A 16833-nucleotide genomic window follows, 5' to 3' on the forward strand; every position below is an offset into this window, starting at 1 on the left:
ATACGGCCGGGTGCCGTCAGTCGTCGTCTACCCAGGTAATAATGTAATCCTCGAAGTCGTCCGGGTTCACACCCTCTTCGCTGATCACCTTGTCCTGCACCGAAATACCAGCCCTATGCACGCTATCCGGATCACCGGATACCAGTGGATGCCAGTCCGGCAACTGCCCACCCTGCGCAAGTATGCGATAGGCGCAGGTGGCCGGCAGCCAGGTAAAGCCCGCGGCGTCCTCCGGCGTTAGCTGAATGCAGTCCGGGACCTGTTTTTTTCGATGTGGATAATCGCTACAGCGGCAGCTGTGCGTATCCAGTAATTTGCAGGCCACGCAGGTGGTAAACACCTCACCGGATTCTTCCTCTTCCAGACGGTGCAGGCAACAGCGGCCACAGCCGTCACAGAGGGACTCCCATTCCGCCGCGGTCATTTCCGCCAGGGATTTACGCTGCCAAAACGGCCGTTGGCTTACCACAAATAACCCGCTCAGCCCCGGGGGAGCTTGCTGTTCTGCGCGGCAATCGCCCGCATTTCATCGTCCACTACCGGCGGCATCTGCAAATAGTAGCCTTGATCCTGCACCGCATGCATGACCTTTTCCACATCCGCGCGTGCAAGTTTACGTTCGCCAGTGAGCAACATGGTGGTGACGTGCACCGGCTTCCCGAACAGCGCCAGCAATTTTTCCGGCACACCACTCAGCCCCTGCTGCTTTTCCACATACAGGTACATTTCTTGTTCCCGCGGGCTGCGGTAGATATCACAGAGGACTTTCACTGGCTTTGTCTCAGGGATTGCAGTTCTTCAAGCAGGGGCTCGCCGACGATCGCACGGCGCCAGCCTTGCAGGCGGCCTTCCAGCTCAGGCTTATCCGCCTGCACCAGAAGCTCCAGTTCTTTTTTCCGCACCAGGATCTCTGGCGGCAAACCAGCGGCTTCAGCCAGCGCGTTGACCTTGTTGCGCAGTAACTTCAGGACTTCGCCCTGCTCGCGATTGAGCGGTTGCGGCAGGCGCGGCGGCAAATCGTCGCGCTCACTGGCCCGGTTGATGATCTCGAGCAGGGTGTCGCCGTACTTGCGCAAGGTTTTACCTTCCAGCCCCGGCTGCGACAGAGTGGCCAGATATTTGGGCATGGCCTGGGCCAGGCTCATGCACACATTTTCTTTCAGCAGATGGTTGCGAGGCATATTGCGTACGCGCGCTTCCCGCTCCCGCCAGGCACACAGGTCCTGCAGTACCGCCAGCTGATTGGGGCGCAGCCGCCAGGCACCTTTGACCTTGCGGTAATACGACTCCGGGGATTCTGGTGTGTGGGCGGCCTGAACAATCGCGTTACAGTCTTCCCACAACCAGTCCAGCCGATCCTGTTCGCGCAGTTTTTTCAGCAACATGGCATAAACCAGCGGCAGCCAGGCAACGTCTAGTGCGGCGTAATTCTTCTGGGATTCGCTGAGCGGCCGCTGCAGCCAGTCCGATCGGGTTTCGCTCTTGGGGAGGTCGATCTGCAACAACTGGCTGACCGTGGCTGCGTAGCCGAGGCCGGCCCCCATTCCGCTGATGGCTGCAGCTATCTGGGTGTCGAAAATCGGTTCCGGTACCACCCCCAGTAACCGATCCAGAGTTTCCAGGTCTTCGCTGCAGCTGTGCATGATTTTCACCACACGGGAATCCAGCAACAGCGCACGCAGGGGCTCAAGGTCATCGATGGCGAGGTTGTCGATCAGGTAACAGCGCTTGCCATCCCCCAGCTGCACCAATGCCGGCAGCGGGTAAAAAGTACGGCTGCGCATGAATTCCGTATCCAGCGCCACCGCACCCTGCGTATGCAGCCGGTCACACAGCTCTTTGAGCTGTTCATCGCTGTCTATCCAGACTGGCGCGGTATCGACCAGTTTCCGCTCAAACACCGGAGTGCTTTTTTTCTGATCCATCATTACAACACCGTGCGGCTGTTGAAGGCGTGCGCCAGGGTGCCGCCGTCTATGTATTCCAGTTCACCGCCGATCGGTACACCGTGTGCGATGCGGCTGACCGCCACCCCTTTGGCGCGGGCGCGCTCGGCAATGAACTGTGCGGTTGCCTCACCTTCGACCGTCGGGTTGGTGGCAATGATCAGTTCACTGATACCCTGCTCCACTTGTTCCCCAAGCCGTTCACCCAGCAAATCCAGGCCAAGGTCCGCGGGGCCGACACCGTCGATGGGAGAAAGGTGCCCGTGCAACACAAAATACAGCCCGTGATAATTCCCCGCCTGCTCAATCGCGAGCACATCCGCCGGTGTTTCCACCACGCAGAGCAATGTGTGATCGCGGCGGGGGTTGTGACACAACGAACAGACATCCTGTTCCGTCAGTGTACGGCAGCGGCTGCAGCGGCCGACCTTCTCCACTGCCTGCTGCAGGGAACTGGCCAGCAGGCCCGCGGCATCCCGGTCTTTTTCCAGCAGGTACATGGCCATGCGCTGGGCGGACTTGGGACCGACACCGGGAAGGCAACGCAATGCGCGGATCAGGTCTTCAATCAGGGGGCTGAACATAGTGTGTGTTCGATAATAATAAAAAGAAAAAGGGCCCATGCCGGGCCCGGGAATTTCATGGGCAGAGTGCGCTTCAGCCGAAGGGGAATTTAAAACCTTCCGGCAGATTCATACCTGACGCCAGGCCGCCCATCTGTTCTTTCTGCAATTTCTGCGTCACTTCCTCTACGCGGCGCACGGTGTCATTGACCGCAGCGGCCAGCAGGTCTTCCAGCATCTCTTTGTCTTCGCCGAGCAGACTCTGGTCGATACTGACATCCACCACGTCGTGACGACCATTCATGGTGACCTTGATCATACCCGCACCGGACTCACCGGTTACGCGCAGCTCCGTCAGTTCTTTCTGCATTTTTTCCATGCGTTCCTGCATGTCGGCCTGCATCTTCTGGGCCTGCTGCATCAAATCGCCAAAACCTTTCATCTTGGAACCCACCGTTCACTCAACACATTCATAACGTTCATCAATTGCTGTACCCGGGCTACGACTCTGTGCCCGAGACAGAATTCAGCCGAGAAACTCGACCGACTCGGGGACCAGTTGCGCCCCCAGTTCGGTTTGCAACTCATGCACCAGGGGGTCTTTATTCAGCGCATCGCGGGCGGAAAGCAGCTGTGCTTCCCTGGTCGCAGCAATCAGTCGCGCGGGTGTGCCACCGTGCACTTCGCCCACCTGAATCTGGACTGTGACCGGCTGGCCGAAGAAATCCCCGAGCACATCCGCCAGACGGCGCTGGTGGCCTTCGTCGTACAGACTGCTGAAGGACTGATCCAGGGTAAAGGACAGTATATTGTCCTGCCGCCCCAGTAACTCCAGGTGCGAGGCAATGGAGTGGAGGATACCGGTCACACCAACTTGTGGATACATCGCCGGCCAGCTGCCGGGAGACAGCGCATCAAGGCGCGCAGCGGGAACCGCCGGAACCTCTTCAACGGCGGGTTGCGGTGCAACCTCCACTTCCGGCTGAAACGCCTGGCTCGGTGTCGATTCTACATTCGCCACCTGCTGACGCAGGCGCTCGCGCATTGCCGCACGGTCGTCCGCCCGATGCGGGGCAGCACCAACCGCCCCGACATCGGCAGTCGATGCCTCCGCAGGCGCCTCTACTTCCTGAGGCATTCTCTGCGGTGGTTGCGGCACGGGTGCCTCCGCCGCAGCGTACTGCGGCGGAGCATCAGCTACCGGCTTTTTTTCGTGGGCGCCCTCCCCGGAAGACGACATTTGCGGCTCGGGATCCTCAGACCAGGGAGGCGCGTCGTCTACCGGTACCGGAGCAGATACGGGCGCCGCCTGTTCTGCGCCCGGGGGTGCTGCTGGCACTGGCGCCTCGCACGGCGAAATATCTGCGGATGACACCTGTGGGGGCTGGGGAGCCTGCTGCGGCATGACTTGCGCACCAGTATTAGCGGCTTGCGCTGCCGGTGTCATTTCTGGCGATGGTGCGGCACCTTCGGCAGGCCGGGCAGCTGGCGCCGCCTGGGGGGCAGGCTGGCCTGCGCCCGACAACGTTGCCGTGGGTATGTTCGCGACCCCCTGCGGCTTGAACGCGAGCATCCGCAACAGTGCCATCTCAAACCCGCCGCGGGGATCCGGCGCCAGGGGCAGGTCACGGCGTGCCAATAGCGCCATCTGGTAAAACAGCTGTACGTTCTCCCCTGCCATGGAGGCGGCATGATGCTGCAGCTGCTCGGCATCACCCAGCGCATTATCAATCGCCCCGGGCAATACCTGGGCGATTGCAATACGGTGCAGAATGGCGGCGAGCTCTGCCAGCGCCGCACTGTAATCGGGGGCCTGCTGGGAGAGCTCGTCAACCGCCGCAAACAGGGCCGACGGGTTTTCTTCAGCCAGTGCCCTGATCAGCTTCCACACCAGCGTACTGTCGAGGGTACCGAGCATCGCCCGCACCTCGGCCTCACTGATCTTGCCACCACCAAACGCGATCGCCTGATCTGTGAGGCTCATAGCGTCACGCATACTGCCGTCTGCGGCGCGCCCCAGATGCCAGAGTGCGGCCTCTTCAAACGGCACCAGCTCTTTTTCCAGCACGAAGCGCAGATGTTCTACCACACGCTCCGGGCTCATATTCTTGAGGTTGAACTGCAGGCAGCGGGACAGCACGGTCACTGGCAGTTTTTGCGGGTCGGTGGTGGCCAGCAGGAACTTGACGTGGGGCGGCGGCTCCTCGAGCGTCTTCAACAGCGCGTTGAACGAGCTGTTGGAGAGCATGTGCACCTCGTCAATCAGGTACACCTTGTATCGGCCCCGGGTGGGCGCGTACTGGACGTTCTCCAGCAGCTCGCGGGTATCTTCCACCTTGGTGCGGGACGCGGCATCCACTTCAATCAGGTCGACGAAACGGCCGTCGGCGATTTCCGTACACACCGAACATTGACCGCAGGGCTCGGAGCTGACGCCGGTTTCACAGTTCAGGCACTTGGCCAGGATCCGCGCGATGGTGGTCTTGCCCACCCCCCGGGTACCGGCAAACAGGTAGGCGTGGTGCAGGCGATTGTTATCCAGGGCGTTGATCAGGGCCTGTAGCACATGCTCCTGCCCCACCATCTCCCGGAACAGTCGCGGCCGCCATTTACGCGCCAGTACTTGATAACTCATTCGCTCTCCGCACCTGTTGGTGCCACGGTTTAACACGGTTTAAAGGATATGTGCCGGTGCCGGCATCCAAGAAGTCGGCCATTATACCGGCATCAACGCGCAGGAATAGTGACCCGCCACGGGTCCTGCCAAATGCGCTGCCAGACTGGCTGCCGGCCACGCGCCTTGCCATACCCTCTAAATGAAGCAGCTTCTCTGTTCCGGTCATCTCGTCGTGTCTTAACGACCACTCGTCGATTGCTGTACGCCTGTGTTATAACTTGCCCGAGCTCGCAACAAAGCAACCAGAACAACAATCACGACGAGCGCTGTATGGGGATTCCGCTGACTGATGAATAAAGCCCGGAAGACACTTCTGGAGAAGCTGTTTGCCGATCACGGCCAAGCACTGGTGCGCTTCATTACCCGCATTGTGCGCAGCACCGAAGACGCTGAAGATATTGCCCAGCACGCATACTTGCGCCTGCAGAAGCTCAGTGACGAGAAAGATCTCGATAATCCCCGCGCCTACCTGTTCCAGATCGCCAACAATCTGGCTGTGGATCAACTGCGCCGGGGCAAGCTCCATATCGAGTACATTAATCAGCAATTGCCGGCGGAAGGCGCTACTGCCACCGACGACGACCATGCGTTCCATCAGTCGCCCGAGCGGGTCCTGGCCGCCCGGCAACAGCTGCAGGCCATCCATGAGGCCATGGACAGCCTGCCCCTGAAATGCCGCCAGGCATTCCTCCTGCACCGCAGCCGCGGACTCTCCTATTCCGAAATCGCCCATGAAATGAACATTTCCGTGAGCAGCGTGGAGAAGTACATACTGCAGGCCCTGAAGGCGTGCCGAAAAAAAGTCGGAAACTTATAGTCCACTACCGCATCTCAACCATCGATTCATAACGTCACACTACCGGGCCAGGCAAGGCGTTGGCTGCGCGTAAATACGCGCTGAACAACTTTGGCGCACTGAACCAGATGAGTGCACCGCCTTGCAGCAAATAATATGGAAATTGTTTGAGGGAGTAAGGCGATGGTTCGTCTTACTTATGAGCAACGGTATCCAAGCAAGAAAATACGGACTCCGTAGACAATATGTGCTAAATTTTATGGCGATTTATCGCAAAAATTGCACAAGACAGATAAAAAGTTGATTTGAGCGCCACCAAAGAGCACCATATTGGTGCAATTGGTCAAAAAATGGCGTCGGAAAGTGCCGGGAGGCATTAATCCTTCAAATGACAACTTTGACAGGCAGTTAAACTGATTATCGGAACACAAGGTATTAAGTGCGGTGAACTCTCAGGAAGTACAACATGTACCCACGGAAGACAGGCTGGATCAGGCATGCGCCTGGATCGCTCGCCTGCGTTCCGATGCGCCCAGCGCTGCTGACCGCCGTGCCTTTGCCGAATGGATGTCCGAATGCGCCGCCAATCGCCAGGCCTTTGACGAAATGGCGGAGCTCTGGGGCGACCTCGGCGTCCTTTCACACCTTCCGCTGGATGAACTCTATCCCGAAAGCGTACCCAGCTCCGAACACCGCGAGCAGGTGAAACCCGAGCGCCCCGCGCGCGCTTCCCGTGCCGCTAACGATAATACAGGCTGGAACCTCCCCCAGTGGTTGATGGGCGGAAGCGCCGTAGCTGCCTGCCTGGGCATTGCGCTCTGGATCGGCAACCAGTGGCTTCAGCAGGCTCCGGTTCAACAACAAATGTACACCACCGCCATCGGCGAAACCCGCACCATCGCACTGGCCGATGGATCCGAGGTCAAACTGAACACCAACTCCGAGCTGATCGTCAATTTCAGCCGGGATGAGCGCCGCACCCAGCTGCTGCGCGGTGAAGCCTTCTTCGACGTCGCGCGCCAGACCTCGCGCCCATTTACCGTGGCTGCCGGCAGTGCGAACATTCGCGTACTGGGAACCCAGTTCAACGTAGAGCGCAACCCGGACAACACCCGGGTATCCGTCACCGGCGGCACCGTCGCGGTGAGCGAAGCTCGCACCGCCAGCGGCCTGCAGCCTGAGTCCGTCAAACTGACCCGCAACCAGAAAGTGAGCGTGTCCAACAACGGCCTTTCTACGGTAGGCCACACATCGCCGGAGGAAGCGCTGGACTGGACGCACGGCCAGCTGGTCTTCGATGAGACACCACTCAGCGAAGCCCTGGAAGAACTCAACCGCTACCTGAAGGTTCCGGCAGCAGCAGCTCCCGGAGTCAGCGACCAGACCCTGTCCGGCACTTTCGAGCTGACAGACCCGGAAAGCACCCTTTCTGCGATCGCCACGGCGCTCGACCTCGCGCAGGACCACAGCGACCCCAACCTGACTCTCTTGTCAGCCAAGCCCAACTAAGATATAAATCCCACCCCGGGTGATCGTTCTTTTTTTAGCCAAAAGCTTGCCGATCACCCACACCACACTATTAAACAGAAATAAACTGCTGTATCCGGCCGCCGATCGCACCGGATTTGCGGGTGGGATGAGAAGAATTGAACTTCAGGCACTGGGCAGCACTGTCATTGACCGGTCTGCTGGTACTCACTAAGAGTGCCGCTGCTGCCTGCCCGGAATCCGGGGTTCAGATCGCCAAAGGTCCGCTTTCCCGTGCCCTGATCGCCCTCGGCCGCGAATGCCGGGTGTCCCTGGTTGTCCAGGACAACAGCGCCGCCTCTATATATATCCCCGAGCTACACCTCGAGACGCCCGATGGCAGCATCGCCCCCGCACTTCACCAGTTGCTGGAGAGGACGACGCTGACCTTCACCCACACCGGCACCAATGCGATTGCCGTTGTGGCCCGCAGCGAAGATTCAGAGGACGAGGCTGCCGAGTCCCCCCTGCTGCCGGCTGAAGAAGTCACCGTGACCGGCCGCAACCTGACCGGTAGCCACCTTCGCCACCTGAAGCTGGACAGTTACGCCCCTATCGATGTGCTCGCCCAGCCAGAACTGGAAATTACCGGTGCCCAGACCATTGCGGAACTGCTGAAATTCTTGCCCGCGGTATCCGGTAACTCCACCAGCACTTCTGTCACCAACGGCGGCAACGGCACCGCCACCGTGACCTTGCGCGGTCTGCCCGCCAGTAACACACTGGTTCTAATCAATGGCCGCCGTATCGTCAACAACGGCTTCGGAGGCGAAGCGGCCGACCTGAACACCATTCCGCTGTCGGCCGTCGACCGTATTGAAGTTTTGAAGGACGGCGCCTCGGCGGTATACGGATCCGATGCCATTGCCGGGGTAGTCAACATCATCCTGCGCAGGGATTTTGACGGTCTCTCGGTCAACAGTTACTACGGCCAGGCGGAGCGCGGTGACCAGCAGACCAACTCCTACAGCGTGACCTGGGGAGCGGGGGACGACGATCGTCATCTTATGTTCAGCCTGGCGGATTACCGCCAGGGCGAAATTTACAGCCGCGACCGCGCCCTTTCAGCCTCGGCGGACAACCGCGCACGGGGCGGTACCGACCTGCGCTCCTCTGCCTCGCCCCAGGGATATATCGCGCTGTCCGACGGTGTAGTGACCAGCACGGAAAATGGTTACGACACCTGGACCCCGGAAGACCTGTATAACTTTCGCGAGTACACCTCCGCACTGGTGCCGTCAGAAAGGCAATCCCTGTATGTCGCAGGCAACCAGAACCTCAGTGAATCCGTGGAAGCCTACGCGGAGCTGATGGCGATACGCACACGCTCCGAATCCACCATGGCGGCCACACCGGTATTCACCCGATTCGACAATGGCGACCTGACGATATCTGCCGATCAAATCCACAACCCGTTTGGTGAAGAGATCACTGACGTGCGCAAGCGGGTACTGGAGCTCGGCCCACGGGTGCAGTACAACAGCACGGATACCTGGCGCCTGAACACTGGCCTGAAAGGGACGGTGGAAGACTGGCAGTGGGAACTGACTGCAGCGGCGCATTACACCCGCGCAAAAGAACGCCTCAGTAACCTGATCAATCCAAACCGGCTCTCCACTGGCCTGAAAGGCGCCGACGTCTGCAATGCAGACGCCGGTTGCGTTCCGGTAAACCTGCTGGGTCCTTCAGGCAGCATCGACCAGGCGCAGCTGGATTACATTCGCGGAGAAAACCGTGTCAGCGGCGCCACCCGCATGGCCTCCCTCACCTATGTCGCCAACGGCCCGCTGGGGCATAATCGCGCCGGCGATATACTTGCGGCAGCCGGCGTGGAAATTCGGCGCGAAGCCATCGACTTTACCTCGACGGATGCCAGTGGGCTGTCCCTGATTGGCGGTGTCGCCTCCGGCGCGGCACAGGGAGAGCGCCTGATCGGGGAAGCCTTCGGCGAGATCTCCGTGCCGTTGATCGCGAAATCCCTGTGGCTCGATGGCGCCGTGCGCTATTCCGATTACAGCGATTTCGGCAGTACTGCCAATCCCAAAATGGCATTGCGCTGGCGCCCATGGCCATCCCTGCTGTTACGCGCCAGTTACGCAACCGGCTTCAAGGCACCGACACTGGTCGACATGAACCAGACCGGATCACAGAGCCAGGAGTTTCTTTTTGACCCCTGCACCAACAGTAATGCAGCCTCGTTGCCGGGATGCAATGGCCGCGCAGACCAGGCCCGTATCCAATACCTCACCGAGTTTGGTGGTAACCCGGACCTTCAACCGGAAACCTCTGACAACCGCTCGCTCGGCATCGTGTGGACACCGGGAGACTTTACCGGCTTTCACGCGAGTCTCGACCTGTTTGATATCCGCCAGAACGACGTTATTGATACCAACCCCCAGTACCTGATCAACCAGAACGCGCTAAATGGCCTGTTCAGCGATCGCGTGCTGAGGGATGACAAGGGTGACATCACCCGCGTGGTTGCCACGCGCCTGAATATTGGTGCACGCGAAGTCCGGGGTGTGGACGCCAGCATGCGCTACCAGTATCAATCCCGGGAGCTGGGGTTGATCCGCTGGTCTATTAACAGCAGCCACATGGCCAGCTACCTGAACCAGCTGGCCCCCGGGAGCCCTGTCGAAAACCTCGCTGGCACCTTTGTCGATTCCGCCAGTGGCGGCGCCGGTTCCCTGCCGGAATGGAAAGCCAACACCGGCATTTACTGGAAGCGTGGCCGCTGGGAAGGCGGCTACACCGTGCACTACGTCGACGAGCTTGAAGAAAGCTTCACGCTTAACAATGAGTCCGTCACCCGCTCTATCCACAGTTGGTCGACGCACGATCTGCAACTCGCCTATGGCGTCCCCCTCGGATTCCGTTTCGCCATCGGTATCGACAACCTGCTCGATAATGCCCCCCCCTTTGCCGCATCGGCATTCAATGACAATTTTGATGCGCGCACCTATGATTTAGCCGGTCGCTACTGGTACACCACATTCAGCTTCAACATGTGAAGCAAGCACCGCCAATCGATTTCACAACATCCCATTTTCCCCCCTATCCTGATTGCTGACCTCCTTACCCTGGAGCATTCACAGTTCTGCCCGGCCGACGATTTTTCGCCGGTATTTCGCTGATTTCGTTGTTCCGGAGCGATTAAGCGATCGCACAGATACCCAAGCGACGGGCTCAATGGCCTCACTGCCCACCTTCCAATAAAAACCAGCGCACATGCTGTTCGCATTTCTCACCTTTTTTGACGTCACAATCGGCCCCCAAGAACCAAAGGCGCAATTTCATTCACGAATATCCTTGAATGAAGAAAAATTGTTCTAGGGTTGATAGCAAGCCTCTGTTGATAGAAGTGTGCAGTTGTCAGGGAGGGCATGGCCATATTCGGCGAACATCACCGGTATCAGGAGAGGTATACCATGGACAAAACCCGTCTTTCTCGGGCAATCAAGGGCGCGATCGCAGCTGCCGCCGTCACATCCAGCTTTTCTACCGTTACTATTGCTCAGGATGTACAGGCGCAGGTTGAGGAAATTGTTGTAACCGGTTCTCGCATTCAGCGTGCGACGGACGCCAATAGCGCCACCCCGATCAGTGTCTTCGACGCAGCGCAGCTGGAACAGTCAGGCCAGACAACTCTGGAAGACTTCCTGCAGGACATCCCATCCATGACAGGTGGCCAGCTGGGGTCATCCGTCAACAACGGCAGCGCCGGTCTCGCGACCGTATCTCTACGCGGCCTTGGCTCATCCCGTACATTGATTCTGATGAATGGCCGTCGACTCAGCTCATCCGGCGGAGCAACCGGCGTGGTGGACCTGAACACCATTCCCACCTCCATTATTGAGCGTGTTGAAATTCTCCGCGACGGCGCATCCACCATTTACGGTTCCGATGCGATTGCCGGGGTAATCAACATCATCACCAAGAAAGGGTTCGAAGGTGCAGAGTTGACCTTCGACTACGGCTCTTCCACCCACGGTGACGGAGACGAGTATCTGGCGGCGATGACCCTCGGCGCGTCCAATGACCGCGGCCATGTGATGCTCAATGCCCAGTACACCAAGCGCGATGAAATCGGCCAGGGGGATCGCAGGTTTTCAGAGTGCCCGCTGCGAGAAATTGGCGGCAATGTGGTGTGCGGCGGTAGTGCGACCACCACACCGGCGCGCTTCTCTCCTACGGCAAATTCCGATCAGCTGATCGTTGACCCCATTACCGGTGAGGTTCGGGACTTCAATGCCGCCACCGACGCGTATAACTTCGCCGCGGTCAGTTACCTGATCACGCCGCAGGAAGTCGCCTCAATGTACGGCTACGGCACCTACGAACTGTATGACTGGAAGGACGTCACGACGTTTAACGCGTTCAGCGAGCTTTCATTTGTAAACCGCCGCTCAGACCAGCTGCTGGCAGCCGAGGGTACCTTCTGGGGCCCCGAAGTGCCCATCACCAGCCCCTATAACCCGATTGGCGAGCCGGTCAACATCGGTCGCCGCCTGGAAGAGACGGGCGGCCGGGCCTTTTCCCAGGACCTGAACACCTGGCGTGGCGTTGTTGGCCTGGAAGGTGAGTTCTGTAATGAGTGGACCTGGGATCTCTCCTACAACTATTCGCGCTGGGTCGACACCCAGATCGATCGCGGCCGCGGCAATACCGTCCGCTTCCAGAACCTGCTGGATCCCGTCGCCTGCGCGGCAGATGAAGAATGTTCCGCAGCGCTGGCAGATTCTGGCGGTGTACCCGCCTGGAACCCCTTTGTGGAAGGATCGCTGACCCCGGCCATGCAGGATTATGCGCTGGTTACCAACTCACCAGTGGAGCGCTCCAACCTTCGCAGCTTCCAGGCCAACCTGGTCGGCGACTTTGGGGACTGGAGCCTGGCGAGTGAGGCACCGCAGTGGGCAGTCGGTTATGAAAATCGCGCAGAGCGCGCTGAAATTGTTCCGGACGGCGCAGCGCAAATCGGGCAGATCTACTTCGTGAGCGGTGATGCCTGGGGCGGTAACTACAGCGTCGACGAGTTTTATGGCGAGGTACGGGTACCCATTCTGGACGGACGCCCCTGGGCACAGGTCCTGGCCTTCGAAGCCTCCTTCCGCTACTCGGATTACAGTACTATCGGCGATGACACCACCTTTGGTGTTGTACTTGAGTACGCGCCACTGGATCAGCTTCGTTTCCGCGGCACCTATTCAGAGGGCTTCCGTGCACCGGGCCTGGACGACCTGTTCCTGCCCCCCACCGTCTCTGCGGAAACTTACGCAGATCCCTGTAATGAATACGGTGCAGGCGACAACGCCAACGTGATCGCCAACTGTCAGGCGGACGGTATCGCCCCAGGCACCACGATTGCCTCTACCCAGGCCACCGGCCTGTTCGGCGGCAACCCCGACCTGGAAGCGGAAAAGTCCGAAAGCTGGACTCTCGGCATTGTATGGACCCCGACGTGGACCGACGACCTGGGCTTCACCGTGGACTACTTCGATATCAGTATCGACGATGCGATCGGCACCCTGACCACCAACACCATCGTGCAAGGCTGCTACGAAAGTGCCAACTTCAGCTCGCCGCTGTGTGACCTGATTACCGGCGCACCGGCAGTGGGCACCAGCCCGTCACAAGGAGCGCCGACCCGACGCGCCTCTGACCTGACCATTGCAGGCCAGCTGTTGAACAGCCAGAACGTCGCCACCTTTGAAACGTCCGGTGTCGACCTCGGCTTCGACTACAGCATCGACGCAGGACCCGGTGTAGTGACCGTCAATGCAACAGCAACCTATTTGCACGAATGGAAGTACCGTGGCAGCTCCGAAGACCCCACCGTTGACCTGGCGGGCTACTTCGGCGCAGACCCGGTGACCACCGCCATCGTGGCCTTCCCCGAGTGGAAGTTCTACGGCACCGTGGGCTATGAGTACGACTGCTGGAGCGCCTTTACCACCGTGCGCATGCTCGGCGAAGTGGACGACTTCGACCCGTCCCCCGGTGACCTGGCCACTCACATCGATACCACCTGGTACCAGGATGTGAACTTCAACTATTTCCGTTGGGAAAACGTCACCTTGACCGGTGGTATCCGCAACGTATGGAATCAGCAGCCTCCGTACGTCACCAACAATGACGACATGAACACCCTGATGAGAAGCTACGACACCGTCGGCCGCTTCTTCTACGGTAGCGTGTCCCTGAAGTTCTAAAACTCTCCGGCCCCGCCACTCTGGCGGGGCCTCCTTTCTCCCCCTCTCTTACTATTCCCGGCCCCCCTCGATCCAATTCAGAAAATTAGACGATCGTCCCCAGATCAGGAAGGCCATGCATGCCTTACCTGTCATTTGTTCCATGCTTATTATTTTTTGAATTTCTTTTGAGGGAACTTATTCCTCATCCGTTAAATACTCGTTGGGAAGAGAATGACCGCTTGGGGGTAGTCGTTCTCACACACGCCAAATCTGGCAACACAATATAAATCCAACGATCAAGAGAGGATTTACAATGAAAAAGAACCTTCTGTCCGCAGCGGTAACTGCTGCGATCCTGGTTCCTGCTATGCCCACGTTTGCGCAGCAAGACGCACAAATGGTAGAAGAGGTTGTCGTTACTGGTTCACGTATCAAGCGCCAAGACTTGGAATCAGTTAGCCCCTTCACTTCTATCAGCTCAGAAGAATTCAAAATCTCCGGCAACCTGAACGTCGAGCAGAAGCTTGCGGAACTGCCGCAGACCATGCCCAGCTTTGGCCCTAGCTCCAACAACCCGGGTGACGGCACCGCTCGTGTCGACCTGCGTGGTCTGGGCTCTTACCGTACCGTCGTTCTGGTAAATGGCCGTCGCTACATCCCGTCTACCCAGACTGGCGTTGTCGACCTGAACACCATCCCGGGCACCCTGCTCAAAAATGTTGACGTTGTAACCGGCGGTGCTTCCGCGGTATACGGTTCTGACGCACTGGCAGGTATTGTCAACTTCCAGATGGTTGACGACTTCGAAGGCGTACAGATCACTTCTCTGCACGACGTAACTACCGAAGGTGATGGCGCCAAGTCCAACATCGACCTGACCATGGGCGGCAACTTTGCCGATGGCCGTGGTAACGCCGTAGTCTACGCCTCCTGGTCTGAGCGTGAGTCCGTAATGCAGGGCGACCGCGACTTCTCCAGTGTTGCACTGACTGAAAGCGGTGGCCAGCTGATTGCCGGCGGTTCTTCCGGTATTCCTGGCACCCTGGTATTCGACACCGGAACCACCTTCAACTCCGACGGTACTTCCCGCGCTTTCCAAGATCCGGCTGACCGCTTCAACTACGCTCCAGACAACTATCTGCAGCTGCCGCAAGAGCGCTTCCTGATCTCCTCCTTCGCGCACTACGACATCAGCGAAAATGCCACCGCCTACGGTGAAATGGCATTCGCGCACAACGAAGTGCCTCAGGAACTGGCCCCGACTCCGGCGTTTACCACTATTTCTGTAAACCCGAACACTCCGTTCTTTGATGCCGCTTACCAAGACGAGCTGCGCCAGATGAACATCGATGCTGGAGTGGACGTCAACACTCCGGTTGATCTGTTCGTTGGCCGCCGCATGGTTGAGAACGGTTCTCGTCAGTCCCTGGACACCCGTGATGCCTTCCGCATCCTGGCCGGTGTTCGCGGTGACATTAACGATGACTGGTCTTACGACACCTACTACAGCCACAGCAACCTGGAAAATACCAACCTGCTGAACAACGACGTTGCAGCGTCTCGTTTCCGTCAGGCGCTTCTGGTAACCGATGACGGCATGGCGTGTCAGGACACCTCCAATGGCTGTGCTCCGCTGAACATCTGGGGTGCCGGCAACATTTCCCAGGAAGCAATCGACTTCATCAATGTTGGCGCCACCAACAAAACCAGCATCACTCAGGAAGTATTCTCCGCGAGCGTATCCGGTTCCCTGGCAACCCTGCCAACCGCAGATGAGGCGGTCGGCGTCGTATTCGGTATCGAGCACCGTAACGACGAGTCCACCTACCGTCCGGACTCCTTCCTCTCCGCTGGTGACGTACTGGGCTTCAACGCCGGTAAAGCCACCGTTGGTAGCTACAGCGCCGACGAAGTCTTCACCGAAGTTAACGTACCTCTGGTACAAGGCAAGGCGGGTGTTGAGAGCCTGACTCTGTGGGGCGCTGCGCGTTACTCCGATTATTCCAACATCGGCGGCGTAACTTCCTACGCAACTGCTCTGAACTACGCACCGATCGACATGGTGAAAATCCGTGCTGGTTTCCAGCAAGCGGTTCGTGCTCCTAACGTTTCCGAGCTGTTCCTGGGTCAGTCCAATGGCTTCCCTTCAGCTGACGACCCCTGTGCAGCTGGCAACGTGACCGCTGAAACTGATACTGCTCTGTGTTCCGCCACTGGCGTGACCGCTGGCAGCTTCAACCAGGCCAACTCCCAGATTGAAGGTCTGTTCGGTGGTAACCCGGACCTGCAGGAAGAAACTTCCAACACCTTCACCTTCGGTGTTGTGGTTGAACCGATGGACGGCCTGGACGTAGCACTTGACTACTACAACATCGAAATCGAAGACGCGATCGACGTTCTCGGCGGTGGTGTAAACAATGTTCTGGACCTGTGCTACAACGTTGTTAAGGACATCAGCTCTCCGTTCTGTCAGGCGATTACCCGCCGCAGCGATGGCAACGTTCAGATCGTAGAAGTTCTGAATGAAAACATCGGCTTGATCGAAACCAGCGGTATTGACCTCAACGTCAACTACGGTACTGATCTGGCCTTCGGTATTGATGGCGGCTCTTACCTGAGCGTTGCCTTCAACAGCACTTACCTGCTGGACTTCGATCAAACTCCGATCGCTGATCTGCCTGAGCGTGTAAACTACTGTGCAGGCTCCTTCGGCAACACCTGTGGAGCTCCGCGTCAGGAGTTCAACTGGAACAGCCGTATCACCTGGTCCAGCGGCCCGCTGACTCTGTCCGCACTGGTTCGCTACCTGGGTGAAAGCGATGACGATGTGATCGCGAACAGCGACGTTGCTGCTTCCGACCTGGTTGTACCGACTATCGATGCAGAAACTTACCTGGATCTGAGCGTTGGCTACGCCATGAGCGAAAACCTGGACCTGAACGTTGGTATCAAGAATGCCCTGGACACCGAACCGACTCCGCTCGGCGATGCTCAGGAGCAGGCAAATACCTTCCCGTCCACTTACGACCTGCTGGGTCCGCGCTACTTCCTGAGCGCGAGCTACAAGTTCGACTAAGTTGAACCTGTAACCTAAGGTAGTATGGAAACGGCGAGCTTTGCTCGCCGTTTT

The 16833-nt window shown here is 58.5% G+C and carries 11 protein-coding genes; 5 read left to right on the forward strand and 6 right to left on the reverse strand.

All coding sequences use genetic code 11. From position 1 onward, the window contains the following. Window positions 1-16: 16 nt before the first annotated feature. The 6 genes from GTQ55_RS13980 to dnaX all read right to left on the reverse strand — a co-directional run bounded on the left by GTQ55_RS13980 (window position 17) and on the right by dnaX (window position 5144). On the reverse strand, window positions 17-469 hold the full coding sequence (locus GTQ55_RS13980) for a YcgN family cysteine cluster protein (RefSeq protein ID WP_161859296.1): 453 nt from the start codon (window positions 467-469) through the stop codon (window positions 17-19). An 11-nt stretch (window positions 470-480) separates the two neighbouring features. After that, on the reverse strand, window positions 481-771 hold the full coding sequence (locus GTQ55_RS13985) for a YcgL domain-containing protein (protein ID WP_161859297.1): 291 nt from the start codon (window positions 769-771) through the stop codon (window positions 481-483). Then, on the reverse strand, window positions 768-1928 hold the full coding sequence (rnd, locus tag GTQ55_RS13990) for a ribonuclease D (RefSeq protein ID WP_161859298.1): 1161 nt from the start codon (window positions 1926-1928) through the stop codon (window positions 768-770). The genes GTQ55_RS13985 and rnd overlap by 4 nt, the downstream gene beginning before the upstream one ends. Next, window positions 1928-2530, reverse strand: a complete 603-nt coding sequence (gene recR, locus GTQ55_RS13995; RefSeq protein ID WP_161859299.1) for a recombination mediator RecR — start codon at window positions 2528-2530, stop codon at window positions 1928-1930. The genes rnd and recR overlap by 1 nt, the downstream gene beginning before the upstream one ends. 73 nt (window positions 2531-2603) lie before the next feature. Continuing rightward, window positions 2604-2951 carry a YbaB/EbfC family nucleoid-associated protein gene (locus tag GTQ55_RS14000; RefSeq protein WP_161859300.1) on the reverse strand — a complete coding sequence of 116 codons (348 nt, stop codon included), beginning with the start codon at window positions 2949-2951 and terminating at the stop codon, window positions 2604-2606. Window positions 2952-3035: 84 nt separating this feature from the next. Then, complete coding sequence (gene dnaX / locus GTQ55_RS14005) at window positions 3036-5144, reverse strand: DNA polymerase III subunit gamma/tau (RefSeq protein WP_161859301.1); 2109 nt, start codon at window positions 5142-5144, stop codon at window positions 3036-3038. Between the two features lie 331 nt (window positions 5145-5475). On the opposite strand from dnaX, the gene GTQ55_RS14010 reads away from it, so the two are divergent. The 5 genes from GTQ55_RS14010 to GTQ55_RS14030 all read left to right on the forward strand — a co-directional run bounded on the left by GTQ55_RS14010 (window position 5476) and on the right by GTQ55_RS14030 (window position 16779). Next, complete coding sequence (locus tag GTQ55_RS14010; protein WP_161859302.1) at window positions 5476-6003, forward strand: RNA polymerase sigma factor; 528 nt, start codon at window positions 5476-5478, stop codon at window positions 6001-6003. 423 nt (window positions 6004-6426) lie between these two features. Next, a complete protein-coding gene (locus GTQ55_RS14015; protein WP_161859303.1) occupies window positions 6427-7491 on the forward strand; it encodes a FecR family protein in 1065 nt (354 codons plus the stop codon). 137 nt (window positions 7492-7628) lie between these two features. Next, window positions 7629-10523 (forward strand): TonB-dependent receptor, encoded by a 2895-nt coding sequence (locus GTQ55_RS14020; RefSeq protein ID WP_237567685.1) that lies wholly within the window; start codon window positions 7629-7631, stop codon window positions 10521-10523. Between the two features lie 417 nt (window positions 10524-10940). After that, complete coding sequence (locus GTQ55_RS14025; RefSeq protein WP_161859304.1) at window positions 10941-13721, forward strand: TonB-dependent receptor plug domain-containing protein; 2781 nt, start codon at window positions 10941-10943, stop codon at window positions 13719-13721. 295 nt (window positions 13722-14016) lie between these two features. Beyond that, the gene (locus GTQ55_RS14030; protein WP_161859305.1) at window positions 14017-16779 is read left to right on the forward strand and encodes a TonB-dependent receptor plug domain-containing protein; all 2763 of its coding nucleotides are present in this window, start codon (window positions 14017-14019) and stop codon (window positions 16777-16779) included. Window positions 16780-16833: the final 54 nt, after the last annotated feature.

The sequence above is a fragment of the Microbulbifer hydrolyticus genome, from assembly GCF_009931115.1.
Classification (GTDB): Bacteria; Pseudomonadota; Gammaproteobacteria; order Pseudomonadales; family Cellvibrionaceae; genus Microbulbifer; species Microbulbifer hydrolyticus.

What these genes read in the sequence shown, in the direction of transcription:
- rnd (WP_161859298.1), bottom strand. Translation starts at nt 1,928, where the DNA reads ATGATGGATCAGAAAAAAAGCACTCCGGTGTTTGAGCGGAAACTGGTC.
- recR (WP_161859299.1), bottom strand. Translation starts at nt 2,530, where the DNA reads ATGTTCAGCCCCCTGATTGAAGACCTGATCCGCGCATTGCGTTGCCTT.
- GTQ55_RS14000 (WP_161859300.1), bottom strand. Translation starts at nt 2,951, where the DNA reads ATGAAAGGTTTTGGCGATTTGATGCAGCAGGCCCAGAAGATGCAGGCC.
- dnaX (WP_161859301.1), bottom strand. Translation starts at nt 5,144, where the DNA reads ATGAGTTATCAAGTACTGGCGCGTAAATGGCGGCCGCGACTGTTCCGG.
- GTQ55_RS14010 (WP_161859302.1), top strand. Translation starts at nt 5,476, where the DNA reads ATGAATAAAGCCCGGAAGACACTTCTGGAGAAGCTGTTTGCCGATCAC.
- GTQ55_RS14025 (WP_161859304.1), top strand. Translation starts at nt 10,941, where the DNA reads ATGGACAAAACCCGTCTTTCTCGGGCAATCAAGGGCGCGATCGCAGCT.
- GTQ55_RS14030 (WP_161859305.1), top strand. Translation starts at nt 14,017, where the DNA reads ATGAAAAAGAACCTTCTGTCCGCAGCGGTAACTGCTGCGATCCTGGTT.